The following is a 25,498-nucleotide window of genomic DNA, read 5'->3' as shown; positions in this document are numbered from 1 at the left end:
GATGTTGATTGGAGGTACAAAGTTATGAGTGAAACGATAAGAAATGAACATCTTGCCCAGGTAAGTTTACCGGTACAGGGTATGAGTTGTGCAGCTTGTGTGGCAAAAGTTGAGAAGACCTTAAAAACCATGACCGGTGTGCAAGAAGTACATGTTAATTTGCTTTCAGGCAAAGCTGCTGTGACTTATGAGAGTAATCAGGCAGGAGTACCCCAGATGGTGAAAATGATTCAAGACATCGGTTACGAAGTGCCAGAGGAAGAAGTTTTGCTCACTGTGCGAGGTATGAGTTGTGCTGCTTGTGTTGCTAAAGTCGAGAAGGCCGTCAAGGGAATGCCAGGAGTAACCTCTGTTGTCGTTAACTTACCGGCCGAGTCAGCTAAGGTGAAATTTTATCCTGGTGCCGTGGATAAAGCCCGGATCAAAAAAGAAATTCAAGCTTTAGGTTATGAGGCTAGCGAAAAGGTGACCGGTCAGGAAGCTTTGGACCGAGAGAAAGAGGCGCGGCAAAAAGAATTACTGTTTCAAACACGCAATATGTGGATCGCCTGGCCCTTATCTATTTTGGTGATGATTGGCATGTTCCGGGATATGTGGATCTTTCCTTATTTTGTCCCGGAGTTTTTAGGTAACGTTTATGTCCTTTGGGCCTTGACCACGCCGATTGCCTTTATTCCCGGCTGGCAGTTTTTTAAACACAGTTGGAATGGATTAAAACGTGGTGCTACGGATATGAATTTACTCTATGCCACTGGGATTGGGGCTGCCTATATTATTGCGACCATCAATACCTTCTGGCCCGATGCCGGTTTCGGTGGACGGGGAGCTGCCTTTTTCGAGTCAGCTGCATTGCTTACGGCGTTCATCGTTTTAGGTCGCTATTTGGAAGCTCTTACCCGGGGCCGAACGTCGGAGGCTATCCGAAATCTAATGAGTTTGCAAGCTAAAACGGCGCGGGTGATTCGTAATGGTGAAGAAGTCGAGATTGCTGCCGATGAGGTGGAGATCGGTGATATCGTGGTAGTGCGGCCAGGGGAAAGTATACCTGTGGACGGGGAAGTTACAGATGGTTATTCGGCCGTCGACGAAGCAATGATTACCGGAGAAAGTATGCCGGTAGAAAAACGAGCAGGTTCTCAGGTCACTGGCGCCACTATCAATAAGACGGGTTCGTTTAAATTTAGGGCAACGAGAGTTGGCAGCGAAACTGCCCTAGCCCAAATTATTAAAATGGTTGAAGACGCTCAGGCTTCCAAGGCGCCCATCCAAAAATTAGCCGATTTTGTGGCAGGCCATTTCATCGCTGGGGTCCATGTCTTAGCTTTAATTGTCTTCTTCTTCTGGTTCTTTATTGGGTACGCCTCTTTCTTCTCACCGGCAAGCCAGTTTATTCTTTCACCCTATAGTTTAGCGGAAGTGGGAGTCTTTGGTTTTGCCCTTCTCTTGTCAGTGACGACTTTGATTATTTCTTGCCCGTGCGCTCTCGGCTTGGCTACCCCCAGTGCCATTATGGCAGGTACGGGTAAGGGTGCTGAAAATGGCATTCTATTCAAAGGGGCGGATGCCGTGGAAGCGAGCAGCAAACTAAATGCCGTTGTTTTCGATAAGACCGGTACCTTGACCAAAGGTGAACCCTCAGTGACGGACGTCTACGCGACGGAAGGCTTTGTTCGAGAGGATGTTCTTAGGCTTGCAGCGATCACTGAAAAACCCTCTGAGCACCCCCTAGGTGAGGCTATCGTACGGGGGGCCAAGAAGGAAGGATTGTCGGTTGGAGATACCGATGACTTTGAGGCTATACCCGGTCACGGTGTTCGGGCAATCTATCAAGGGCAGACAATTTTGTTAGGAAACCGTCGTTTGATGCAGCAACAAACTATTGATATCGGAAACCTAAGTAAGAAGATGGAGCAGCTTGAGGAAGAAGGAAAGACAGCCATGTTGATGGCTATTGATAATAAGGCTGCGGGGATCATTGCAGTGGCTGATATCCTAAAGGAAAACGCGAAAGTGGCCGTGGAGCGCTTGCAACAGATGGGTGTACAAGTAGCCATGATTACCGGGGACAACCGTCGGACGGCTGAAGCCATAGCTCGACAGGTGGGGATTAAAACAGTACTGGCAGAAGTGCTGCCCCAAGATAAGGCTGCCGAAGTGATCAAGCTTCAGGAGAAGGGTCTAAACGTAGCCATGGTTGGGGATGGGATCAACGATGCCCCCGCCTTAGCTCAGGCCAACGTGGGGATTGCTATTGGTTCAGGGACTGACGTTGCCAAAGAAACAGGCGACATCATCCTAATCAAGGACGATATCCGCGATGTGGTAGGAGCCATCGAAATTGGGCGGGCTACTATGCGCAAGATTAAGCAGAATTTGGTATGGGCTTTCGTTTACAACATCACAGGAATTCCCTTAGCAGCCGGTATCCTATATCCTGTCACTGGACTTCTGGTCAGCCCCGAACTTGCTTCCTTCTTTATGGCAATGAGTTCGGTATCTGTAACGCTGAATACACTTCTTTTAAAACGCTTCCAACCCTCATTTCGAAGGGAACAAATGAAAACTAGTATGCATCCAACACCTCAACCACAAACTGCACGCTAAGGAGGAGGTCTTAATATGAGCGAGTTAGAAGCAAAAGCCGCTAGGCATGCTTTCGTGGTTTACACGGTACTTTCCTTGACTATAACCTTTATTTTTCTGGTCATCACATGGGTGGACGGAAACACCTATACTGCTGTAGCCCGAATTGGCGGCATGGTTTGGGTTTTCATCCTAAGTATGATTGTCTTCATGCCGATCGTCATTCCTATGGTGAAGAAGAGGATCATGGGATAAGTAGTTTGCTACTATAAATGAGTCGTATATGAATTCAAATAATATTTAAAAACTTAGTAAAAGCTAAGAACTTAATTTTTTAGAACCTGTTCTGAAGGAGGAACACAAATTTGCTACAAACTTTATTCAGCATTGGGGGATTTTCTCTAGGATCTTACGGTGTAGTCGTTGCTATCTCAATATTAATTGGTTTAGGGGTAGCTTATCATTTAGCACCTTCTGAAAAGGAATACCGCCAGCATCTTATAGACTTGTTAATCTATGCAGTGATAGGAGCCATTATTGGAGCACGTCTTTGGCAAGTCTTCTTCTACGAATGGGATTATTACTCCCTGCATCTCTCCGAAATCTTTATGATATGGCACGGTGGGATGGCAATTCAAGGAGCATTGGTTGGGGCTTTTATTGTGGGATGGATCTATACTCGTAAATACCAACTTGATTTTTGGAAAATGGCTGATATTGCTGCCCCAGGAATTATCTTAGGGCAGGGACTGGGAAGAATTGCTTGCTTTCTCAATGGTGACGCCTATGGTAGCCCAACCAATCAAGGTTTTGGCTTGGTTTATCCTTCTGGAACTCCAGCTTATGAAGCTTATGGTAGCCAAGCTCTTTGGCCTGCAGAGGTATGGGAAGGGCAATGGGACATGGTTGTCTTTGCTCTGATCATAATCCTTTCGCGTTGGCGCAAATGGCCGAGGGGTATCATTTTTTTAACCTATATTGTGCTCTATTCACTAGGACGGTTTGCGTTAGAATTTTTACGAGGGGATGGCGCCCGTTATCTGTTTAATTTGACGTCAGCACAGTGGAGTAGTGTGGGAATGATTCTTATAGCTCTTGTTTCTGCTGTTGTGCTAATTTTACCACGGAATGAAACGAGAAATTAATTACAAGATTTAAAGGAGGTCTCTAATATGTGGGAATTCTTAAACCAATATGGGTGGTATTTCTTTATATTCGGGATGATGTTCTTTATGCATAGGCGGGGTATGGGTTGCTGTGGAGGGCATCAGCATGACCGAAAGAATGTTCAAGATCAACATGAAACTAAGAATTTAATACCCTTTGAAGGAAAGAAGTAGTTCTATAGGTTGCTTCACGAAAGGACGAATATCTATGCTTATCCTGAAAGGAAAGAAATCAAATGGCATTGTAGGAAAATACAAAAGTATTATTGATGCTCGAAAGATCTTTTCCGATGCTCAAAGGTATCTTACGCAGAATCAAGTAGATCATGAGCTTGTCTTGGTGGAGGGTAATCATGTCGTAATGACTTGTATGCTGAGGATGTTTAATAACCATACTACGCTTTCTCTAATTTAACTGCTTACCCGGTGCAATGTAAAAGGAATTAGCCTTAAAAGCAACAAAAGGGTAGTGGCTCCTTATGGGAGAAACTACCTTTTTTACGTTCGCAGGAAATTCATATTTGAGGAGTATAATTTGAGGTGTTAACCAGGAGATTTGAGATTGTCCTGCAAGTAATAGAAAGGAGGGATTTTCTAGGTGCTGATTGCAGGGCTTTTATTCTTAAATTACCTCTGTACGAAATAAAGAACATAATAATCAAAGTGCTTAATCTGATCTCCAGGAGACTCAGAACGGGGGATTTCATGTGGGGTGAATCATGGTTAGACCATGTAGGGCTTACACCTTCTGCCCGAATCCGTCAACTAACCTCGTAAGCTATGAAAGGTGGACCAATTTAGTGTTAATTCTCAATAAGACGTGGGTTAGTGGGGTAGCCCTTGCCAGTATTCTTTTGACAAGTAGTTTACCGGGGGCTCAAGCTGCTATTCTAGATTCTCAAGCTACTCCAAAGTCTCCTACTGTGCAGAGTACTGTACTCAAGGCTTCTCCTTTAGCAGTCTCTAAATCAGACGTATATTCTCAAAAAATGCGTGAAGCATTTAATTGGACCTCCGTAATCGAGGTCAAAACGAACGTGGCACAAATACCTGAAAGTAATAATGTTCCTAAGGAAAAGAAAACATCAACTTCTGTTGAAAAGAAAACTCCACCTTCAGAAGGTAAGACGTCTCAATCGCCTCAGATCGCTAAAAAACCCAGCACTCCTTCACAGAAAGTTGTAAACTCGAAGCCTAAACAGGTTTCAGTATCCCAAGTGTCAAGGGGTAGCTCAGATATGGACAAGCTTATTAGCAATGCCCTAAGTTTACAAGGTATCCCTTATCTTTGGGGTGGAACGAGTCGGAAAGGATTCGATTGCTCAGGGTTTGTGCAGTATGTATTTAAGGCCGCTGGTATTTCATTACCGAGAACTGCAGCTGAACAGTATAAACTTGGCGTACCTGTCAGTCGTGATGAGTTGAGACCAGGAGATCTCGTGTTCTTTCAAACCTATGCCCCAGGAGCTACCGATGTGCGTATATATATTGGTGGAGGACGTACGCTTGGAGCAGCTAGTAAAGGGGTAGGTATTCATAGTTTGACAGAAAGTTATTGGTCAAAACGTTACCTTGGTGCGCGACGAATTTAATAAGCATAGCATATAGCAACCAAGAATAGAACAGAATGGACTGAAAGTGAAAACTTCAGTCCATTCTGTCCTTTCTTAATTTACTTAGAGAAATCTCATAAAAGGATTTTATAGTTTTGTCTTAAATCCTTGGCTAATTCATTTAAGCTTTCTGCTGAGGCGAATAATTCTTCGACAGAAGCATTTTGCTGTTCTGCCGCAGCCGCTGTTTTTTGTGTACAGGCTGAAGTCGATTCTGCTTGATCAACAACATTTTGCATACCAACTTTAATTTGTTCTCCATCCTGTTGAACTTTCTGTACGGTAGTTTCAATGTCCTGCGCTAGTTGAGCACTTTCTTCGACGGCCTTGAGTATTACGGTAAATTGCTCGGAAATCTCTTTTAAATATGTGCTACCCTGGTGGACACTATCCATACTCGTTTTCATTCCTTGATGAGCACTTTGAGAAACCTGCTGCATTTCTTGAACTCTCTGAGAGATATCGACCAAGCTTGTTTGAACTTGTTCGGCAAGCTTACGTACTTCTTCAGCGACAACAGCAAATCCACGACCGTTTTCTCCAGCTCGTGCGGCTTCAATGGCTGCATTTAACGCCAAGAGATTCGTTTGTTGTGCAATAGTTTCGATAATGTTGACGGTCTTGGCGATTTCCTGGGATTTCTCATCGACCTCTCCGATGACTTGGCTTAAACTTTGGACTTGGCTTTCAATATCATCCATCTGAAGAACTACTCTTCCAAGGGCGATGTTGCCGTTGTTTGATAGTTCAGCGGAACGATTGGAGGCAAGGTTTACCTTTTCGGCATGCTGCTCCGTTTGATTTAACTGGTCAATAACATAGTTCAAGCGTTGATGATTTTCCGTCATTTCCCTGACCTGAATTTCAGCATCAGTAGCAATTTGAGTCGCTGAAGAGGCCACCTGTTCAGCTGCTTGAGCAGATTGCTCTGCACCCATACGCATTTCTTGAGCAGTCCGCCCCAATCGCCCTGACATGTCGACAACGTTAGTAATGGTATCTCTTAAGGAAATTCCCATATCGCCAAAAGCCTTAAGAAGTTCTGCTCCTTCTCGGTTCCAGGCTTTCCAAGGGGCCTTCTTAGGACTAATATCCCCTGCGGCTATTTCATTGGCATTGAGCACAAAACTACGCATCATCTTACTGAGCGCTCGGCTCAAAAACCAGCCAATAATGATGCTTACAAAGACATCAATCACGACAAGAATAATTGAAATGAATGAGGCCTTCTTGAAGATATCATTCGTGGTCATCGTACTGTGCATGGTTACTTCGTCCATTTTAGAGTCCACTATCTTCTGAAGGGTATCCCCAGCTAACTGGTGTTTGGTTGCAGCGACTCCATACATATTGGCTTTAGCATCGTCAATACGGCCTTCGGCAGCGGCTTGAATGGTAACTTCGGATGCCGAAACATAATCATTCCATGCTTCTTTAAATTGCTTCAAGGAATCGGTCCCTTTAGCCGATTTGGTAATGTCATCGTAATTATTAATATGGTCTTCGATATCGTTTCTTTTCTGTTCAATTTCAGTTAAATACTTTTGTCGTTCTTCAGGAGTTCGCGCACTTACCGCTAATACAACATCCGAACGATAGGTCTGGGCATCGAATCGTAATTCCGAAAGTTCGTTCATCGGAACTACATCTTGTTGATATACCATATTTGACATATCGTTCATTTGATACATGCCGTAAATTCCGATCATTCCGACTGCCCCTGCTGCCAAAGCAATACATAGCATCAGGACTGTGACCTGGAAGCCTAAGCCTTTATTTTTTAATTTCAAACGTGATTCACTCCCTTGAATTTTTAGTCGTCTTTCCCCTAAATACTACATTATTCTGCGCTATAGACGAATATCCTGCAATTTTATCAATGCAACTTTCCGGTGGTTGAAACTTTCTTTGGATTTCTCCTTCCTTTTTTAAGATGGATATCATCTTACGGTAGCGAATTTTTGTGAATTTACTGTGAAATAATTATAAATTTTCGTATGATAAAGTTTTATATTGAATCAAATTAGCTCTTAATTTCATCTTTTTATAACAAATTCATAGGTTATTCACAATTTAGACTTATACTGGCTTTATGTGGAACCATTGGTATTATCAAGCCAAGAAAACGAAACAAACTAATGAATTGTTTCGAAACATGCGCTAATTCTGGAAGGTTAGGGACGGATGCCAGTTACTTCTTGATACTCTGGTTACACGATAAATCCCTAGTATAGGAGGTGTTTGCTTATCGGGATTTCCTAATTTTAGAATTTAGAGATATGTCTTCCTTTTGTGACCTTTTAATACCATTCCATTATTGTTTGAAGTCGTCAAAACCAATTAAAGCCAATATCCCAGGGTAAGTACTTAATTCTTTTAGTAACGGACTTATTTAACGTGATTTAAGAGTAGGAGATGATAATTGTGAATAAGAAAATTAAATCAATTATATTTATAGGTCTAACTTCGATTGCCATTTTAGGTCTAGCTGGTTGCGGTAGCCAAACAAAAGACATGATGAATACTGGTGACATGACCCAATATATGACCAGTAATCCCACGGCTATGATGGATGTTTTAAGCTCACCTGATGCTCGCCAGTCCATGGTTAAAGTAATGGGGTCTTCAAAAATGATGCCGGTCATGATGGATATGATGAAAAATAGCGATGTTCAAAAAAATATGATAAGTATAATGGGAAGTAGCGAAAATAAAGATAGCATGGTGAGTATAATGACTAATCCGTCAATGTTTAAGCCTATGGTAGAGGTCATGTCCGATCCTAAAATGAAAGCAACGTTTGAAGCCATGTTAAAAGACCCAGCCATTCAACCCATGGCTAAGGAAATTCTGGGTGTAAAATAAACGTTATTATATACGAGTGGAGCTGTCGCTTTATAATGTCTGAGGACATTCGCGAAAAATCTATTCATAAACGCGTAGAAAGGAGTCGAAGTTTTTATGATGGGAATCAGCGGAATGTCAGGTTCTAGCAGTATGCCTAGAAATTGTGGGATGAAAGGGATGCATGAGAATTCGCAAATAAATAAAGTTCCAAAAATTGATGAACTTGCAGCTGAACAACAACCCAAGCTATCAAGCGAACTAATTAAAGTAAGTGAAGGAAATATAATTGATATTAGAGTATGACAAAGGGAACCTAAAATATTGGGCTCAAATTTCAAGCTCCTTAAGCTAGAATGTTTGTTCAATAGGCCATTACTATAATTGGCCTATTGCTTTTTTATATAAAGACAAGCGAAAAATTGGTAAAAACGCTCCTTGTATATTCATGATAAATTCATAACTCTTTCATGAGAAAATCGAATCTCTAATCTATACTTAAAGCATGGAAGTTAAAGCTTACCAAAATAAAAACGAATTTAAAGGAGGACAAATACATGAAAAAGTTTATCAGTAAAAAAGTAACAGCGATTTTAGGGGGGGCAGTCCTTGCAACCGGGCTCATTGCGATACCAGCGTTCGCAGTAACATCGAATGACGAAGGACAAAACTTGTTTGGTCAAATGCGATCTTTTATGGCCTCAAGTCAGCACCAAGAAATTATGAATTCAAGCGCAATGCAGAACATGCACAATTCGGAAGCTATGCAGGAAGCTATGCAAACTGGGGATATTGCAAAGATGCAAGAAGCAATGAACTCTAATCCTGAAGTGAAAGCTCTTCTTGGGGAAGAAACCCTTAATCAAATGAACCAGTTCATGCAGGATAACGGTCAAGCGATGAGTCAAATGATGCAAGGTCAAAACTTAGAGGCCATGAATCAAATGATGAATGGACAAAATGCAACGGGTATGAACCAAATGATGGGTCAATTTTAGGGACAAAGTGAATCTCTTTAAAACCCAACTTTTTAAGTACAGACGTTAACTACCAGTTAGAGACTGAAAGAATGTAGACAAAGGTACTGAAGACTTTAAGTTCAGGTATGATGGATTCTGTATCAATGAGATAAATAGAATATGAAAGACAAAAGATAGAAGGATAATGCGGCCCAGGTTAGAGCTCCTGTGCCGCATATCCTTCTATCTTTAGTTTAATAGATTAAGTGTACTAAAGGGACCCTACTGAAGCCATACCAAGAGCTAGAGAATTCGAACGGAATGCAGAACCTTCATAATTCGCAGGAGATGCAGAAGCAATACAAGAAGGGAATGTTAAGATTATGAAAGAATGCATGAATGGGTACTGTGGACGATAGAAACTATTATTTTGAAGTGGCCGAGGATCTAATTCTTAGCTACTTCTATTTCTTTAGGAAGTTGAACTTTAAATTCAGTCTCATGCCCAACTTTACTTTGTACGGTTATTGTGCCTTGATGAAGGTCCGTAACCTGGCGGACTAGCGCTAGACCAATTCCGGTTCCCCCCGTCTCACGAGTCCGGGATTTATCGGCACGGTAAAATCGTTCGAATATCAGAGGGAGATCGTCTTCAGAAATCCCCATTCCAGTGTTCTTGATCTTAATATTAGCAAGGTTCGATGTTTGCGTAAGTTCGACGGTAACCTGACCGCCAGGGTCTGAGTAACGATAGGCATTGTGGATTAGATTATAGAAGAGTCTGGTCAGAAGATGCCCGTCCCCGGATGTAGTCACGGATTCTTCCGGTGCATTCCAGTCCAGAGTTAATTCTTTTTCCTGCATAAGGGGATATAGGTTGCGAATAATTTTTTCAAGAAGGTACTTTATGTCCACAGGTTCAAGGTTTAAATGTAATCCACCGATTTCAGCCACATTTAAGTCCTTTAGATCACTGGACAAGTCAACTAGACGGTCTATTTCCTCATGAATAGAAGAGAGGTTTTCTTGATCCGCAGGAAGGACGCCGTCTTGAAAAGCTTCAATATAGCTTTTGATCGAGGTCAAGGGAGTGCGTAGTTCGTGGGCGATATCGGCCGTGAATTGTTTGCGGAGAGTTTCTTGTCGATCCAAATTATCAGCCATCACGTTAAAAGCGTTGGCAAGTTGACCTACCTCGTCTTTAGAACTAATGGATACACGTTCGTCGAGGTGTCCATGACCAATACGATGGGCCGCTTGGGTTAATCGTCTGAGCGGAGCGACAAGTTGACGGCTTGTAAAGAAACTTAGAACAATCCCAAATAGAAGGGCTAATCCTCCAGCGAAAAGTAAAGAACGAAAGACGGCGGATTGGAAGCGGATATCTTGGGGGTTAAGAATTTGTGCCGTTGCCGGGTAGCGAACCTCCGCAGTCGCTAAAGTCCCTAGGGGTCCTGTCACCGTGAAAGTTTTGGTTTTCCAACTTGTCGTGGTGTAGGAAGTCATGCCCATATTCATGCCCATTCCGCCTTGTCCATGCATCATATTTTCCATGGGGTTATCTAACGTGCCGATAAGTTTACCGGATGGATCAGTTAACGTAACAACAGTACCAAACGGGAGAGAATGGCTTAATTCGCTCAGAGCAACAGGGTCCCAAGTCCCTTTGACCTGGTATAGTTCACTCAGACGAGAGGGTAACTGTTCCAAGGTCCTTTCATTTACCTGAGTTAAGTAATCACTAAACTGTTGTTTAAAGACAAAGTTTACGGAAAGCATGCTGAAGGTTAAGGTAATAAGCGCAATGATCAGGGTAGAAAGAAATAACTTAGTGCGCATGTTATTCCACCGCATTCGGGTTAAACTTGTAACCCATACCGTAAACCGTCAAAATAATGTGGGGGTTGCTGGGAGTCGTTTCGATCTTTTGACGAATCTTCTTAATATGGGCATCAATCACACGGTCATCTCCGTCAAAGTTGTGCCCTTGAACAATCTCTACCAACTGCCCTCGTGATAACACCCGTCCAGGGTGTTTAGCTAAGGCACCGAGAATCTTAAATTCGGTAGGAGTTAATGAGATTTCCTGATCGTGCAGCCTAATTTCATACTGAATATTGTCAATGGTGAGGCCATTATCATAGGAGATCACGTCGGCAAGGGGGGTAGTTTCATTATTAACTCGACGTAATACAGCTCGGACACGGGCGACCACTTCACGAGGGCTAAATGGTTTTGTAATGTAATCATCTGCGCCAATACTTAATCCTTCGATGCGGTCTTCCTCTTCTACTTTGGCGGTGAGCATGATAATTGGTACGGAGGATATTTTGCGAATCTCGCGGCAAATCTCGGTTCCAGACATGCCAGGAAGCATTAAATCAAGGATGAGTAGGTCAAAAGGGTTTTCTTTAAACATGGTTAATGCAATTAGTCCATTAATAGCCGTACTTACTTGAAATCCTTCCTGTTGAAGGTAGGCTTTGAGTACGGTCGTAATTTTTTTCTCATCATCAACTAGTAAAATCCTCATAAATAGATAGACTCCTTCCAATTCCAAAACCTAGTAACTAATTGGTACGTTAAATTCGAAAGTGGTCTCTGAATCTAAGCATAACCATTATAGTATTACATAAAGACATCCTGCAATTAGGGTTAAACCCCTAGATATAAGAAAGTGCTTCTAAAGGGTCGAGAGTAATAGCACGCCTAGTCAGAAAAATTGAACCAATACCGATTAAGAGTGAGGCGCTTATAACAGTCAGACTTACAAAGGGGTTAAATTGAAAACTAACGGTTTTTTGGAAAACGATTGGGCCTAGTAGAATGGGGGTAAGTTCCCCTAAAAGATAGCCAAGAACTCCGCCTGAAAGACTTACAAAGACAGTTTCCCGAATTAGAATGGAAAAGATATGGCGACGTCGAAAACCGATGGCACGGAGGATACCAAGTTCCGCTACTCGGTCATTGATGTTACCAGACGTAGTTACAAAGACGATTAAAACACCAATGACTCCTAGAAATATAGAAGTAATCAAGGAGAAGTTTGAAAAGCGATCGACACTTTCTTTAGCTCCCTGAACCAATTGAGATATTTCGGCGACTTTGGCCTCTGGTAATAGTTCACTTAAGTAGGCCGCAGTCTTATTCGGTTGGGCCGTATTAAGTTCAATCATGGACCAAGAGTCTATGCCTGTCAGGGCGCGTGAGGTGCTGAAATTAGCAAAAACTCCATTATCCTCAGAACCGCCTGTTTCTTCCAAAATCCCGACAATCGGGTAGATCTGATGATTAAGTTCTAGAGTACTTCCAATCACAAGATTTTCTTTGCTTGCGATACTTGAGCCGATAATAACTTCTTGGTCACCGGGCTGTAACCCTTTAATCTGCCACCATGGTTTCATTTTTAGTTCGTTAGGGAAATCGACTCCTATGATAAGATAACGTTTATCAGCTCCCTTGACAGAACCAATAATTTTAGGAGCAATTCCGCTAATCATCAGATCAGGGCTATTCTTGATTTTAGCTAAACTATCATAGTTTAAATTCTTAACCTCAAAGTTAACTCCGGGAACAGAAAGCCCGCCATAGCTAAGCGTAAAATGTTCAGATTTGGGAGTAATGACGACATTGGCACCATATTGGGTTAAATTTTTCTGTAAATCGTCGTGCATGCTTTTGGCCAGCGTATTCAACGCGACAGTGATGCCGATGACTAATACGAAGGTCAGAAGTAAAAAGGTTGTTTTTCCTTTTCGCCGACGTAGGTTTTGAATCGCAATATCAGTAAGTGTCATGGTTCCCTCCTATATTAAAATCCTCCGAGATCACATGTAGCGCAAAGACTCAGTCGGGTCAAGTCTCGCTGCCTTCCAAGCTGGATAAAGACTTCCTACCAGACCGATTAAAAGAGAGGCGCTTAAGGCATACACCAGCAAATCTGATTGCCAGGGGATAAGAACTTCAGCTTTAACCATAGCCGATCCGAAATAAACTGCTGCACCCATCCCAAGAAGGTATCCTAATAGCCCCCCTAATAAGCTTAAGAGGCCAGCTTCAGTGAGTACAATCTGAATGATGTGGCGTTTTCGAAAACCGATCGCCCGTAAGATACCAATTTCTCTGGTCCGTTCTTCAACCGAGGATTTCATCGTTATGGTGATAACTAAACCACTGGCTAGGAAGAGAATCAAGGATACGCTTCTAGCAAATAAGTTGAATTTAGTGACGGTAGTATCCCGAGATTCCAGGGTAGACTTTAGAGCCGTCACTTTAGTGCCTGGTAGTTTGTCGCTTAACTGTCGAGTCACTTCTTCGATCGGACAGGTATAACATAAGGCCGCTGTTTCTATAAGGCTTATAGCGTTGGGGCGATTAGCCAGCTTTTGGAGAACAGCTAAATCCATAAATACAGCCTGGTCGTTTTCCGCTGATCCCGTCGGTTGGATGATTCCCGCTACCTTGAAGTCTTGTCCTTTGATCGATACATTTTGATTAAGGGTAAGATTTAGGGAGAGGGCAACGTCACTCCCTAAGATAACTTCGTCCGCGCTCGGTAGTTGGTTTTTCGAAAGGCCATCGACTTTCCACCACTTTTTCAATCTAAACTCTTGCAGGAAATCTACTCCGAGCAACAAGATTTCTTGACCATTGATATTAGTGTTGACTAAAAGTTTAGGCGCTATAGTAGCCAAGGTTTCCTTATTTTTAATGGTTTGCATCAGTGGAATTAGGGACATGTCTAGTTCTTTGACCTGAGTAGGAGCCTCTACGGTTATCCCGCCAAACGTCAGGGCTTCCCCGGTATCTGGAAGAATGAGGATATTGGAGCCGTATTGATCAAGTTTGTTGGCGACATCTTCTTTCATAGCTTGGGTAGTTGAATACAGGAAGATAATTGCCGCCACACCAATAATAACACTGATTACTAATAAGGCAGAGCGCATTTTACGGCGGCGTAAGTTTTGTAACGCAATATCTGTTAAACGCATTTAGTTTCCTCCTTAGGACTCTTGAGGAGTTTGGGCTAGAATCCCATCACGAATATAGACTGCTCGGGAAACCCAAGCTAGGTTTTCTTTGTTATGAGTCACCATAATGATGGTTAAACCGTCCTGGTTAAGGACTTGAAATAGCTCCAAAAGTTCAGTGGCTGTTTTCGAGTCCAGGCTTCCAGTCGGTTCATCTGCAAACATAATGGAGGGTTGATTAACAATCGCCCGAGCAATAGCCACCCGATTTTGTTCTCCACCTGATAATTGATTAGGTAGACGTTGGGATTTGGAACCTAAGCCGACCTTTTCGAGGACAGAGTGAGCCATTTCTTGTTGCTCTTTTCCCGGACGAGAAGTTATAGCCAGAGGGAGCATGACGTTTTCTAGAGCCGTAAGATAGGGGATCAATTGATATTGTTGGAAGACAAAGCCGACGTAATCATGTCGAAAATCGGCTAACCGTTCGGGTTCTAAAGAATAAACATCAATATTATCGACTGTTAGTTTGCCAGAGGTGGGCGGATTTAACCCTCCTAGAATACTGAGCAAGGTGCTTTTGCCGGAACCAGAAGGTCCCATTAAAGCTAGGAATTCTCCGGCAACTATCTCTAAACTAACTTTTTTAAGGGCCTCGACAACACCGTCCCCACCTTTGTAGGTTTTGGCGGCCTCACAGAGCTTTATTAAAGACATAGCTAATTCCTCCTGAATTGTAAGAACTAAAGGACGTTGACTTGTAAGAATGAACGCACTCGTAAGAACGAGTGCGTTTGGCTAACTATGTTACAATGGCCAACCTTTAGAGAATTAAACTCTAGGTGCCCACGCGTCTAAGATAGATTGAGGAATTTCTAGATTATCCCCATTTAAAGAGTAGGTCAATGCTTCCGGGGGATAGGCTTGACAACCGCCACTTATTCCTTTGAGTGTCTGTAGATCCCAGACGGTTCCGCAAACGTTGCAAACGATTTGATTGCCAATAATGTGAAAGGTTTCTCCCTTACAAGGTTCACAGAAGCTGACTGCTACCATGACTTTACCATCAGGTTGGATAAAGGCTGTCAGAGGAATTCTTTTTCCGTTCGCTTTATATTCTGTCCAGATAAACTTATTTTCTTTAACGGCACTGAGAGTTGTCACAATGGCCTGTCCGTTTTCAACTTTACTTTCGACTTTCGTTTGTTCTAGTTTAACTTCAGAACTATAATTCATCTTTTGTCCAATATCAGCAGCTGCATTGACAGAGACACTAGGTTTATTGCCGTTAGCAACTATGATATAGGTTCCTATCATAATTACAACGGTTAAAATGCCGACAATAGTAAAAAGCAGGGTATTGCTCTTTTGGGGTTGGGTAAATTTCTGGTTTTTGCCCACATGATTAGTTTTCAAATGGTATTTCCTCCCTGTGAAAAGTAATAGGAACTTAGTATCGGAACCATGGTTCAGGTGGAGTTTTAGGCTCCACCTGAAGGCCTTTATTACATCCGCATACTCATTCTAACCACGAAGGTTAAGAAGTTCAGTACACCGAAGATCGAGATGACGACTAGATACGGCATAGCAACGGATAGCGCTTTTTGGGTTCCATAATTCTTTTTGGCAATCCTATAAGCCGTGTAAAGAGATCCGAGAGTTCCGGCGATGACCAGGACGTATTGCATTATTTGAATCGTCGGGTCAGAAACGAAGTCGGTTGGGCCCTCGATATGCACTCCGAATAACCCCATGAACGTGTAGTAGATTGACTTTCCTTCCGCCAGAAGATGGAACAAGTTGTGGGCCATGTGAGAAGCCAGGTCAAGTGGAATGACTGCATAACCAAAACGCGCAAAGGCATTTCGTATCGTTTCACCTGAATAACGCTTGGAAACTGCAGATGCCGCGTAAAGTAGCAAGACCGGAGTCGTCATTGCGATGATAAAGATTATCGTAAAGGCGATATCCTTGCTAAGACCCAATGTCATCCCTGCCCACTTAAGGTAGGACTGGTAAAAATCCAACATGGTAATATTTTGGACAAAGACAATCCCGACGATAACGATGGCTAGGAAAGACTCCTCGAAATGTGCCCTAGTCATAGACCAAAATTCACTGGTTGGTTTGCGAGGGCTTAGTCGAATAGAATCATGGGGGCAGCTTTTGATGCAATTCCCACATAGATTGCAGTTGGCGTTATTTTCCATAGCCATCGGAAACTCAAACATCGGACAACCCGCTGTTTTTTTGTTGCCTTTGTAGCAATCCCGAGTTGTACATGTTTTACAGATTTCTCTGTCAGCGCGTAATTCTAACATACCGGCGCGAGAATAGTTACCCGACAAACTACCGAGGAAACATAAATATCGGCACCAAGTACGGCGTTCAAAGAACATTGCAGTGACCATGACGCCACCTAGGATGAGTAGCAAGAGGGTACCAGATCCTCTGGGGGATTCAACGACCCCCCAAATGTGGTCGGCCCAAGTGATAAAAATGAAGGTGATATCAATGATCCATAGTCCATATTTCCTCAGGAAGTTAGGGGCTTTACGATTGGCCCCAAAAACCTTCTGTGTCAAATCACTCACCCAGGCAAAGGGGCAAACTGCACACCAGAACCGGCCGAATAGGAAGAAGAAGAGAGGTAAGAGTGGCCACCAAAGAACCCAAGTAGCGGCAGTACCGAAGTTATCATGGGCGCTGGTGGGTCCGGCTAGAGTTTGGACCATGATGACCGCGAAAACAAGCACGGCTGCCCATTGGAAGATACTTGGATACAGTGAACTTTGCAAAAACCATTTGAGAGGTTTAAACTTAAGAAAGTTCCTTTTTTGAGAGGATTTAGGCTTTAATGGTTGACTCATTATTAAACCTCCTTTGAAGAATTTTGCTTACGTTTTAGAATTTGGGCAAATATGCCGGCCAATACGACGACTCCGCCAACACTCCCGATGAGAATCCAGTTCGGGCCAGTCTTGGTTACGGTAAGTGGTACAGAGACGGTGGTTTCTCCGAGAGTCGGGGAACTGATAAAGATGTCCTGGGTCCAATCCCCCTTCTTGGTTGGGGTGAGGGTGACTGAGTACATTCCCGGTTCCATGTTGTCGAGTTTAGCTTGTCCTTGAAGGGTTGTTGCGGAGGAACTGTCCATGCCGGCCATGTTGCCGTGCTCACCGGCCTCCATGAGCATCATTTCAACATTTATGGAGGCATCGAGAACAGGTTCTCCTGTAGCTTCATTTTTCACAGTAATCATGATGTTTACTGGCTTTTTTGGCGCCGGTTTCTCAGGTTCAGACTGTACACTTACTTGGAATTTGCCTTCCTTAGCAACGATTACTTCGGTTTGACCTTCAGCTTCTGAATGGCCGGACATTTCCTGGTCTGACATGTCTTTCATGTCAGCCTCGGAATGAGTATCGGGTGCGGCCGGTTTAGTATCTGCCATTGTTGGAAGGGCAAATATCATAAAGGACACTAGAGTTAGGACTATCAGGGATAATAATTTCTTTTTCATGAACACACTCCTAAATTTTATTTCGATTAGGATATATGCAAAAGCCATGCCATTTTAGAGGAAAGAGGTGCGCGAAGTTAGAACTATAAATTTTTAATGAAGCTCCTTGCATACTGTACATAGGGATTAATCCAGTTTAGATCGGTCTTAATCCGTTCGAGAAAAAATTTAAATATAAAGGATTTTTGATCAGAAAATTTAAAGGCTTCCTTTATAAAATGAAAGAATATTAGTTTTAGATTAGTAAAAGTGTGGGATTTCCCACACTATGTTGTAGGAAATCCCACACTTTGAGGAGGATGGATATGCGAAGGATACTAATCGCGGATGATGAAGCGAATATGCGCTGGGTTTTGGAACGGACATTAAGTAAAGCCGGCTATGATGTGGAGACAGCGGAGGACGGGCAACTCGCCTTAGATCAAGCCTTGGCGGAACGCCCAGATCTTGTCCTTGTGGATTTAAAGATGCCAAAACTAGATGGGTTAAGTGTGCTAAGAAAGCTTAAAGAGCATTATCCGGATTTAATGATTGTTATGATGACCGCGCACGGGAGCACAGCTTCGGCGATAGAGGCCATGAAGGCTGGGGCTCATGACTATTTGATGAAACCCTTCGATATTGAAGAATTGCTTATCACTATCTCTAAAGCCTTTGAGGTAGAAAGACTACGTGAGCAAGTGGATTATCTTAAAGGGGAGGTCCAAAGTAACAGCTGGCAACTGGTTGGGAACAGTGAAGCAATGCAAAAGGTTAAGCATTTAGTGGAGCGAGTCGCCCTCACTCCAGCAACAGTACTTATTCAAGGAGAATCTGGTACGGGAAAGGAATTAGTAGCTAATGCGATACATACCTTAAGTCCGCGTGTCGAAAGACCTTTTATCCGGGTTAATTGTGCCGCGTTGACGGAGACCCTACTGGAGAGCGAATTGTTTGGACATGAAAAAGGGGCGTTTACAGGTGCCCATGCTCGAAAGACGGGTCGTTTCGAATTAGCCGAAGGGGGCACTCTCTTTCTCGATGAGATCGGCGAATTGTCCTTAAACGTCCAAGCCAAACTGTTGCGGGTACTTCAAGAGCGAACCTTTGAACGAGTCGGGGGAGAGAAAACCATCAAAGTCGATGTACGGATTATTGCGGCGACGAATCGGGATTTAATTAAAGAGACTCAGGAAGGATGTTTTCGGGAGGATCTTTATTATCGTCTTAGTGTCTTTCCAATTTCGATTCCTCCTTTAAGGGAACGTCAGGAGGATATTCCCTACCTTGCAGAACATTTCTTAAAGAAACTTAGAAACTATGGGCATAGCAAGAAGCTTGGTCCTGGAGTTCTTAATCAACTCATGGCCTATAGCTGGCCGGGAAACGTGCGTGAACTGGAAAATGTCATTGAACGTATGGTGATAATTTCCTCGGGAACAGTGATCGGGGCAGATGGATTGGCCGTCATTAAGACTTCCTCAACAAAGGAGAAGGGCCCCTGTCCATTTGTACTACCTTCAGAAGGGGTTTCCCTAGAAAAAATCGAGAAATCCTTCCTTCATCAGGCCATGGAACAAACGGGTGGGAACCAAAGTCAGGCGGCAAAACGTTTGGGGCTGTCCAGACATGCCTTTTTATACCGTTTAGAGAAATACGGAATAGATCCCCATTGGGGGATTTGAGTTATCAAGAGTTTTTTCTGAATAAGCATAGAGGTGGTGGTTTTCTTTTGCAGAATTTCGATCATGAACAAACTACTAAAAGTCGTGCCCGAATCCACTTTGATCTTATTTCAATAGGGCTTGTCGTGGTATTTTTAACTGCTATTCACTACACGAATTACCATTACGAAATGAATTTTCATATCCTATTACAATTTGGGTATTACCTTCCCGTGATTTATGCAGCTATGCGTTTTGGACCTGTTGGAGGGATCGTATCCGGTTTGATTATAACGATCCTTATTCTGCCCTTCATGATAGACTTCCCGGGGATGACGCCATCGGCCATGTATACGCAGTGGGTGGAAGTTGGCCTGATTAATGTTATCGGTTGGTTAACTGGCTTCTTGACTGAAGAAGAGCGAAAAGCCAAACGCAAATACCAAATGGCCTTAACGGTTCAAAAAGAATTAGTTGTAAAGTTAAAGCGTGAGGGTCAGGAACGCGAACGATTAGAGAGTGAGATTCGGCAAACGGAACGATTAACGGCACTAGGTCATATGAGTGCTGGTTTGGCTCATGAAATACGCAATCCCTTGGGGATTATGAAAGTAAGCATCCAAATGCTGACCCAGGAAAAATGCGACGATGGAGTCGTTACAGAATACTGTAGGGTACTGCTAGAAGAGTGTGAACGGTTGAATCGCTTAGTGAGTGAGTTCTTGAGCTTTGCTCGGCCAAAAGAATCGGTACGCGAAAGGATTGACTTGGGAAAACTCTTGGATGAAGGAGTCGCCTTGATTCAACCTGCCCTCAGGCAAAGCCGTATGGAATTAAAACAGGTGAGAAATCCATGTGAAGATCAAGAGGTTGAAGTGGACTCGGACCAGGTTAAGCAAGTTATTATAAATATTCTAATTAATGCTATCGATGCCCAGGGGGAAGGCAGAGTGATTCTTTTAGAGGAAGTTCATCATGATGGGTTTATAGGTTTCGCCGTCAGTGACGAGGGGCCTGGGATTTCGCCAGACGCCCTGCCTTATATCTATGATCCTTTTTTTACGATGAAAGAGAAAGGGACAGGATTAGGCCTATCTGTTGTGCACCGTATCCTTTATCAACACGGAGGAAGGATTTCTATTACTAATAGGAGTGATCGAGGGGTTCGGGTAGAGATACTGTTGCCATTGCCTTCATTTAAAAAACATGTGTTCCATAACGAGGGGCTTGTAAACTCCCCCTGATGAAGTGGAATTAATAGAAAGACAAATTGAATCTCCAGCACCAATGTAGGAGGTTATCAATTAGTTCTGGTTCTATTCGAAGAGTGAAGTTTAACAAAAATGTTAAAAATCCGTTAACTTAATGTAATCCTCTTAAGATATAATATAGTTATTGATTGAGATAATGGGGGGACTACAATGAGGAAGAAGGCATTAATGATATTTATTATTATCACATTAACTGTAGCAGGTCTTTTTCTAACAAAAGCATTTGCAGAGCCCCGGCCTTGGCAACTAAATGCTAGTCCAATACAAGCCCAACCTATTCCATCTTCTACAGCTATTCCAAATAAAAGTATACCTGATGCTACATCAGCTAAGCCTGATATCAGCGGATCATTGTACAGTCCAAGAAATCCAAACTATCAGCCTGACTACTATTGGTATAGTAGTCCTCAAGATAATAGCTTGAGTAATGTAATTAGGAATTGGTGTTGTCAATAACTTTAGGAGGAGCAACATTGAACAATAAGGTTTTAATAGCTGACGATGACGACCGAATTAGGGAAATTGTGTGCCTCTACCTTGAAGCAGAAGGTTTTGATGTCTGCCAGGCAGAGGATGGAAACAAAGCGTTGGAGATGGTTCGGAACGATAATCCGGATATCGTCATCCTCGATCTGATGATGCCTGGATTAGATGGCTGGACGGTCTGCAAGATATTAAGAAAGGAAACCAAGATTCCTATTATCATGCTAACAGCCAAGGGAGAAGAAAATGATCGAGTGTTAGGGTTTGATTTAGGGGCTGATGATTACGTCGTAAAACCGTTTAGCCCACGTGAACTCAGTGCCCGAGTCAAGGCAGTTTTAAGAAGGCTGGAAGGGGAAGAAAGTAAGGAACATATCCTTGCTTACCCTGGTCTTAAAGTCAATCAGATTACTCGTGAAGTCGAAGTAGATGGAATAAACATAAGCTTAACGTCTAAAGAATTTGAGCTGTTGCATTGCCTAGCAAAAAGGCCGGGGCAAATCTATAGTCGAGATCAGTTACTCAACATGGTCTGGGGATACGATTACTGCGGGGATTCCCGTACTGTTGATACCCACATCAATCGTTTAAGATCTAAGCTCGAAAGCCAAGTGGGTCACAGTGACTTTATTCAGACCGTTAGAGGGGTGGGTTACAAATTCGAATTAAGTGGTCATTAAGAAATAGCTTAGTAAGTAAGCTTTGGTTAGCAATTGTACTAATCGTCCTTGCTGTTTATCTGTTTTCCGTTGGAATACAGGCCAAGCAGATTACTTCCATGGTTTATAATCAACAAGCACGTTTTTTTATAAATGAGGCAGAAGAAATCGTAATAATGTTTAACAAATATGAAATCACTCAGAAATCGGTAATTAATGATAGATTAGATATTTTGACTAAAGTTTTAAGTGCAAAAACTGCCATTATGGATATCGATGGAAACACTTTGTACGGTCAAACATCTCAAGATCAATCACCTAGAAAATTGCTTTTAGAGCCAGGATTTAAAGAGCAAATTCTCGCTGGTAAAAATGTTGTGTTTGCGGGAAAGATTGATGGGGTCCATGAAGAGCAGTTTCTTGTAGCAGTTCCTTTAAAAAAAGATACCAGGGTTATTGGTTTGGTAGTAATCTTTAGTCCAATTGATGCCATGAAGCAACATGTTAATAGTATTTTGGGAATTACACTAATAGGAGCTTTGATAGGGATTGTTTTAGCTACTATATTAAGTATATTTGTATCTCGAAAGATGATTCGTCCTCTTGCTAGAATGGAAGAAACAGCGCGCCAAATTACCGAAGGCGAATTTGGTAGGCAAATTCCGGTTACTTCTGAAGATGAAGTTGGGCGGCTCGCCAGGTCATTCAATCGTATGTCTACAGAGCTTGAAGAGAAAATCGAGGCTATCGAAAGACTTGATCACCTAAGGCAGGAATTACTTTCCGATGTCTCACATGAATTACGCACTCCCTTAACGGTGATCCAAGGCTTTTCCGAGGCAGTGTTAGACGGGCTAGTCAAGTCGAAGGAACAGGAGAAACTCTATCTAAGCAACATTATTGACGAATCCGAGCGTCTCAGGCGCCTGGTGGATGATTTACTCGACTTAAAGGGAATGGAAGCTGCCAAAACCTTTGATGAAATGGAATATGTGGTTATGAATAAACTCGCTCAAATCACCGTTGAGCGTTTAAGAAATATGGCAAATTCTAAAGAAATTAATCTTACGCTCTCTGTGCCAGAACAAACGATTACCATATGGGGAAACATCGATCGCCTCAAACAGGTTCTTACCAATTTATTGGATAATGCCATTAAACATTCGGAAGTAGGTGGTGCAGTGCGTGTAGAGTTGGGTATGGAGTACAATTGTACGTTTATATCCGTGGAAAATTCAGGACCCGGCATTCCTCGGGAAGAAATTGAAAATATTTGGGAAAGATTTTATAAGGTCGATAAATCCAGATCGAGGCGTGGAACCGGAACGGGCTTAGGACTTTCTATTGTTAAAAAAATCGTTGAAATGCATGGCGGAAAAGTATCAGCGAAAAGCGAACCCGGCCATGGAGCCGTTTTCACCGTGTACTTGCCATTAACTGAAGAAGCTTAGTAATCAACAAAGACTAGGTACCAAAAATGTTAAGATTGACATGGACAAAAATAACAACTCTATTATCAGAGTATCTGTAAAAGGATGCTCTTTTTTTGTTAGGGTTTATGTCACAAAAACGTTAAAAACCTGTGACATTTCTGTAATATAAGTTCGGTAATATTAACTTAATATAAATGATAATCATTATCAAAAAAAGGAGTGAGGTTCTAATGGAATGCTGCAATACCAAACAACCTTGGTATAAAAAGATATCAACGACTCTATTAGGTACAGGAAATTGTCATGGTGAAGTGAATCAAGCGACTCAAGGATTAGAAAAAATTGCCTTAGTCGGGAGTCCAAATGTCGGGAAAAGTGTTTTGTTCAACATTCTGACCGGAGCCTATGTTACCGTTTCTAATTATCCCGGAACCACGGTTGAAGTATCCCGTGGAAAAGGAAAAATCGGCACCAAGGAATATGAGATTATCGATACACCAGGAATGTACTCCTTATTATGTATTACAGAGGAGGAGAAAGTGACCCGAGACCTATTACTTCGAGAGAGTCCTAAGGCTGTGGTTCATGTTGTCGATGCGAAGAATCTCCAGAGAATGCTGCCCTTAACCCTCCAAATGATTGAGGGAGATGTACCGGTTATTTTGGTTTTAAACATTATGGATGAGGCAGAAAGCTTGGGACTTAAAATTGATCTTAAGAAGTTGGAAGCTGAGCTCGGGATTCCTGTATTATCTACTGTCGCTGCTTTAAATAAGGGAATAGAGGTATTGAAGGAAAGGATCGGTGAGTATGTCTACGCAGCTTGAAGTGACTTATGATCGGCAGATTGAATCTGCAGTAAGTGAGATTAGCAATAGACTCCAGTATCAATATGTTCTATCTAAACGGGCTATTGCTTTGCTTTTATTGCAAGAGGATGAAGATATCATAGCAATGGTTAAAGAAAAGGAGACCAACAATTACTTAAAAATCTCTCGGATTATTGAAAGCACGAAACAAAAGTATAACCGACCACTTAACTACATCATCTCCCTTTCTAGGCAAAAAAAGGTGGATACAATTGTTGAAGAAACGATGACAAAGGTTCAAGGCAAAGAAAATCGGATTGCTGATTATTTAAGTAGACTCACTATGAATCCTTTAACGGGTGTACCCATTCTATTATTAGTACTCTATTATGGCCTTTATAAATTTGTGGGAGAGTTTGGCGCGGGAACTGTTGTCGATTTTCTAGAAGAGCACATATTCGGTGTGTTTATCAATCCGTGGGTTAATGGAGTTGTGCAAACATATATTCCCTGGACCTGGCTGCAAGATTTATTAGCGAATGATTATGGTATTATAACCCTTGGTATTCGTTACGCCGTTGCGATTATATTACCGATTGTCGGAACATTTTTCCTAATGTTCTCTATCATAGAAGATAGTGGATACCTGCCGAGACTGGCGATGTTAGTTGATCGGGTTTTTAAGAAAATTGGCTTAAACGGCAGGGCTGTTATTCCCATGACCTTAGGGTTTGGCTGTGATACGATGGCAACGATGGTGAGTCGTACTCTAGAGACAAAGAGGGAGCGAGTAATAGCTACGCTGTTATTAGCCCTAGCTATCCCGTGCTCGGCGCAACTGGGTGTCATCTTGGCCTTATTATCAGGCGCACCGGGGGCATTAGGTGTATGGCTGGCCTTTATAGGGTTCATCTTCCTATTGATCGGATTTCTTACGACGAAAATCCTTCCAGGGGATAAGCCAAGCTTTTACATGGAGGTCCCGCCTTTACGCTTACCAAAGGTTTCTAATGTGCTTACTAAAACCTATACCAGAATGCAATGGTATTTCGTTGAGATTGTTCCGTTGTTTATCTTAGCAAGTCTTTTAATTTGGTTCGGAAATCTTACCGGCTTGTTTGGTGTGGTTATCAGTTGGATGCAGCCAATCGTAAACTTCATTGGTCTACCAGACAAGGCAGCAGAGGCATTCCTCTTTGGCTTCTTTAGACGAGACTTTGGAGCAGCAGGATTGTATGACTTACAAGAAGCGGGCTTATTATCTCCCAGACAATTGGTCGTAGCTGCTGCGACACTAACGTTGTTTGTCCCGTGTATAGCTCAATTTTCGATGATGTTAAAAGAGAGAGGGGTCAAAACCGCATTAGCCATTGCCGGTTTTATCTTCCCCTTCGCTTTTATAGCAGGTTGGGCCTTAAACTGGGTACTCATTACCTTTAAGGTACTACCATGATAACTTGTAGCTTTTGCGGTTATGAATTTTCAGAGTTGGATAGCCAAGTGGGTTGTCAGGGATGCCCCCTGCATAAATCCTGTGGAAAA

At 42.6% G+C, this 25,498-nt stretch carries 25 protein-coding genes and 1 riboswitch; of the genes, 16 read left to right on the top strand and 9 right to left on the bottom strand.

Annotated features, from left to right (window positions below; translation table 11 throughout):
* Positions 1-24 precede the first annotated feature (24 nt).
* The 6 genes from DP73_RS11285 (at position 25) to DP73_RS11260 (ending at position 5,341) form a co-directional block, all read left to right on the top strand.
* Positions 25-2,604: a heavy metal translocating P-type ATPase gene (locus DP73_RS11285; protein WP_052090591.1), complete on the top strand. Its 2,580-nt coding sequence runs from the start codon at positions 25-27 to the stop codon at positions 2,602-2,604.
* A gap of 15 nt (positions 2,605-2,619) precedes the next feature.
* Positions 2,620-2,838 carry a hypothetical protein gene (locus DP73_RS11280; RefSeq protein WP_034599544.1) on the top strand — a complete coding sequence of 73 codons (219 nt, stop codon included), beginning with the start codon at positions 2,620-2,622 and terminating at the stop codon, positions 2,836-2,838.
* A gap of 110 nt (positions 2,839-2,948) precedes the next feature.
* A complete protein-coding gene (lgt, locus tag DP73_RS11275; RefSeq protein ID WP_034599543.1) occupies positions 2,949-3,728 on the top strand; it encodes a prolipoprotein diacylglyceryl transferase in 780 nt (259 codons plus the stop codon).
* A 27-nt stretch (positions 3,729-3,755) separates the two neighbouring features.
* Positions 3,756-3,923: a hypothetical protein gene (locus tag DP73_RS23450; RefSeq protein ID WP_165574407.1), complete on the top strand. Its 168-nt coding sequence runs from the start codon at positions 3,756-3,758 to the stop codon at positions 3,921-3,923.
* 34 nt (positions 3,924-3,957) lie between these two features.
* The gene (locus DP73_RS11270; protein WP_034599542.1) at positions 3,958-4,164 is read left to right on the top strand and encodes a hypothetical protein; all 207 of its coding nucleotides are present in this window, start codon (positions 3,958-3,960) and stop codon (positions 4,162-4,164) included.
* Positions 4,165-4,403: 239 nt separating this feature from the next.
* Positions 4,404-4,544, top strand: a riboswitch (cyclic di-AMP (ydaO/yuaA leader).
* Positions 4,545-4,549: 5 nt separating this feature from the next.
* Entirely contained in the window at positions 4,550-5,341 is a 792-nt protein-coding gene (locus DP73_RS11260; protein WP_052090589.1) for a C40 family peptidase, read from the top strand.
* A gap of 95 nt (positions 5,342-5,436) precedes the next feature.
* On the opposite strand, the gene DP73_RS11255 is transcribed toward DP73_RS11260, so the two are convergent.
* Positions 5,437-7,152 carry a methyl-accepting chemotaxis protein gene (locus DP73_RS11255; protein WP_034599540.1) on the bottom strand — a complete coding sequence of 572 codons (1,716 nt, stop codon included), beginning with the start codon at positions 7,150-7,152 and terminating at the stop codon, positions 5,437-5,439.
* 634 nt (positions 7,153-7,786) lie between these two features.
* On the opposite strand from DP73_RS11255, the gene DP73_RS11250 reads away from it, so the two are divergent.
* From DP73_RS11250 to DP73_RS11240, 3 genes are all read left to right on the top strand, one after another.
* Positions 7,787-8,227 carry a hypothetical protein gene (locus DP73_RS11250; RefSeq protein ID WP_034599539.1) on the top strand — a complete coding sequence of 147 codons (441 nt, stop codon included), beginning with the start codon at positions 7,787-7,789 and terminating at the stop codon, positions 8,225-8,227.
* Positions 8,228-8,323: 96 nt separating this feature from the next.
* Positions 8,324-8,512, top strand: a complete 189-nt coding sequence (locus DP73_RS11245; protein WP_034599538.1) for a hypothetical protein — start codon at positions 8,324-8,326, stop codon at positions 8,510-8,512.
* A gap of 251 nt (positions 8,513-8,763) precedes the next feature.
* Entirely contained in the window at positions 8,764-9,204 is a 441-nt protein-coding gene (locus DP73_RS11240; protein ID WP_052090588.1) for a hypothetical protein, read from the top strand.
* A 408-nt stretch (positions 9,205-9,612) separates the two neighbouring features.
* On the opposite strand, the gene DP73_RS11235 is transcribed toward DP73_RS11240, so the two are convergent.
* The 8 genes from DP73_RS11235 to DP73_RS11200 all read right to left on the bottom strand — a co-directional run bounded on the left by DP73_RS11235 (position 9,613) and on the right by DP73_RS11200 (position 17,658).
* Entirely contained in the window at positions 9,613-11,004 is a 1,392-nt protein-coding gene (locus DP73_RS11235) for an ATP-binding protein (RefSeq protein WP_034599537.1), read from the bottom strand.
* A gap of 1 nt (position 11,005) precedes the next feature.
* Positions 11,006-11,698, bottom strand: coding sequence for a response regulator transcription factor (locus DP73_RS11230; protein ID WP_034599536.1), 693 nt, complete (start codon positions 11,696-11,698; stop codon positions 11,006-11,008).
* A 130-nt stretch (positions 11,699-11,828) separates the two neighbouring features.
* Complete coding sequence (locus tag DP73_RS11225; RefSeq protein WP_034599535.1) at positions 11,829-12,962, bottom strand: FtsX-like permease family protein; 1,134 nt, start codon at positions 12,960-12,962, stop codon at positions 11,829-11,831.
* 30 nt (positions 12,963-12,992) lie between these two features.
* Positions 12,993-14,156, bottom strand: coding sequence for an FtsX-like permease family protein (locus DP73_RS11220; protein ID WP_034599534.1), 1,164 nt, complete (start codon positions 14,154-14,156; stop codon positions 12,993-12,995).
* Between the two features lie 12 nt (positions 14,157-14,168).
* Positions 14,169-14,852 carry an ABC transporter ATP-binding protein gene (locus tag DP73_RS11215; RefSeq protein ID WP_034599533.1) on the bottom strand — a complete coding sequence of 228 codons (684 nt, stop codon included), beginning with the start codon at positions 14,850-14,852 and terminating at the stop codon, positions 14,169-14,171.
* Between the two features lie 114 nt (positions 14,853-14,966).
* Positions 14,967-15,551, bottom strand: coding sequence for a DUF2318 domain-containing protein (locus tag DP73_RS11210; RefSeq protein ID WP_034599530.1), 585 nt, complete (start codon positions 15,549-15,551; stop codon positions 14,967-14,969).
* A gap of 89 nt (positions 15,552-15,640) precedes the next feature.
* Complete coding sequence (locus DP73_RS11205) at positions 15,641-17,005, bottom strand: 4Fe-4S binding protein (RefSeq protein WP_034599529.1); 1,365 nt, start codon at positions 17,003-17,005, stop codon at positions 15,641-15,643.
* A 2-nt stretch (positions 17,006-17,007) separates the two neighbouring features.
* Positions 17,008-17,658 carry a FixH family protein gene (locus DP73_RS11200; protein WP_052090585.1) on the bottom strand — a complete coding sequence of 217 codons (651 nt, stop codon included), beginning with the start codon at positions 17,656-17,658 and terminating at the stop codon, positions 17,008-17,010.
* 305 nt (positions 17,659-17,963) lie between these two features.
* On the opposite strand from DP73_RS11200, the gene DP73_RS11195 reads away from it, so the two are divergent.
* The 7 genes from DP73_RS11195 to DP73_RS11165 all read left to right on the top strand — a co-directional run bounded on the left by DP73_RS11195 (position 17,964) and on the right by DP73_RS11165 (position 25,409).
* Entirely contained in the window at positions 17,964-19,322 is a 1,359-nt protein-coding gene (locus DP73_RS11195) for a sigma-54 dependent transcriptional regulator (protein WP_034599528.1), read from the top strand.
* Positions 19,323-19,369: 47 nt separating this feature from the next.
* A complete protein-coding gene (locus tag DP73_RS11190) occupies positions 19,370-20,545 on the top strand; it encodes an ATP-binding protein (RefSeq protein WP_052090615.1) in 1,176 nt (391 codons plus the stop codon).
* A 177-nt stretch (positions 20,546-20,722) separates the two neighbouring features.
* Entirely contained in the window at positions 20,723-21,028 is a 306-nt protein-coding gene (locus DP73_RS11185) for a hypothetical protein (RefSeq protein WP_034599527.1), read from the top strand.
* Between the two features lie 17 nt (positions 21,029-21,045).
* Positions 21,046-21,735, top strand: coding sequence for a response regulator transcription factor (locus DP73_RS11180; RefSeq protein ID WP_034599526.1), 690 nt, complete (start codon positions 21,046-21,048; stop codon positions 21,733-21,735).
* Positions 21,736-21,833: 98 nt separating this feature from the next.
* On the top strand, positions 21,834-23,165 hold the full coding sequence (locus tag DP73_RS11175; RefSeq protein ID WP_081963026.1) for an ATP-binding protein: 1,332 nt from the start codon (positions 21,834-21,836) through the stop codon (positions 23,163-23,165).
* Positions 23,166-23,377: 212 nt separating this feature from the next.
* The gene (locus tag DP73_RS11170) at positions 23,378-23,974 is read left to right on the top strand and encodes a FeoB small GTPase domain-containing protein (RefSeq protein WP_034599524.1); all 597 of its coding nucleotides are present in this window, start codon (positions 23,378-23,380) and stop codon (positions 23,972-23,974) included.
* Positions 23,958-25,409, top strand: coding sequence for a ferrous iron transporter B (locus DP73_RS11165; protein WP_034599523.1), 1,452 nt, complete (start codon positions 23,958-23,960; stop codon positions 25,407-25,409). Before DP73_RS11170 ends, DP73_RS11165 begins: the two co-directional genes overlap by 17 nt.
* Positions 25,410-25,498 lie beyond the last annotated feature (89 nt).

This window comes from Desulfosporosinus sp. HMP52, from assembly GCF_000765145.1.
Classification (GTDB): domain Bacteria; phylum Bacillota; class Desulfitobacteriia; order Desulfitobacteriales; family Desulfitobacteriaceae; genus Desulfosporosinus.
The sequence above is the reverse complement of the archived record's forward strand: the minus strand, read 5'-3'. Positions and strand labels throughout refer to the sequence as shown.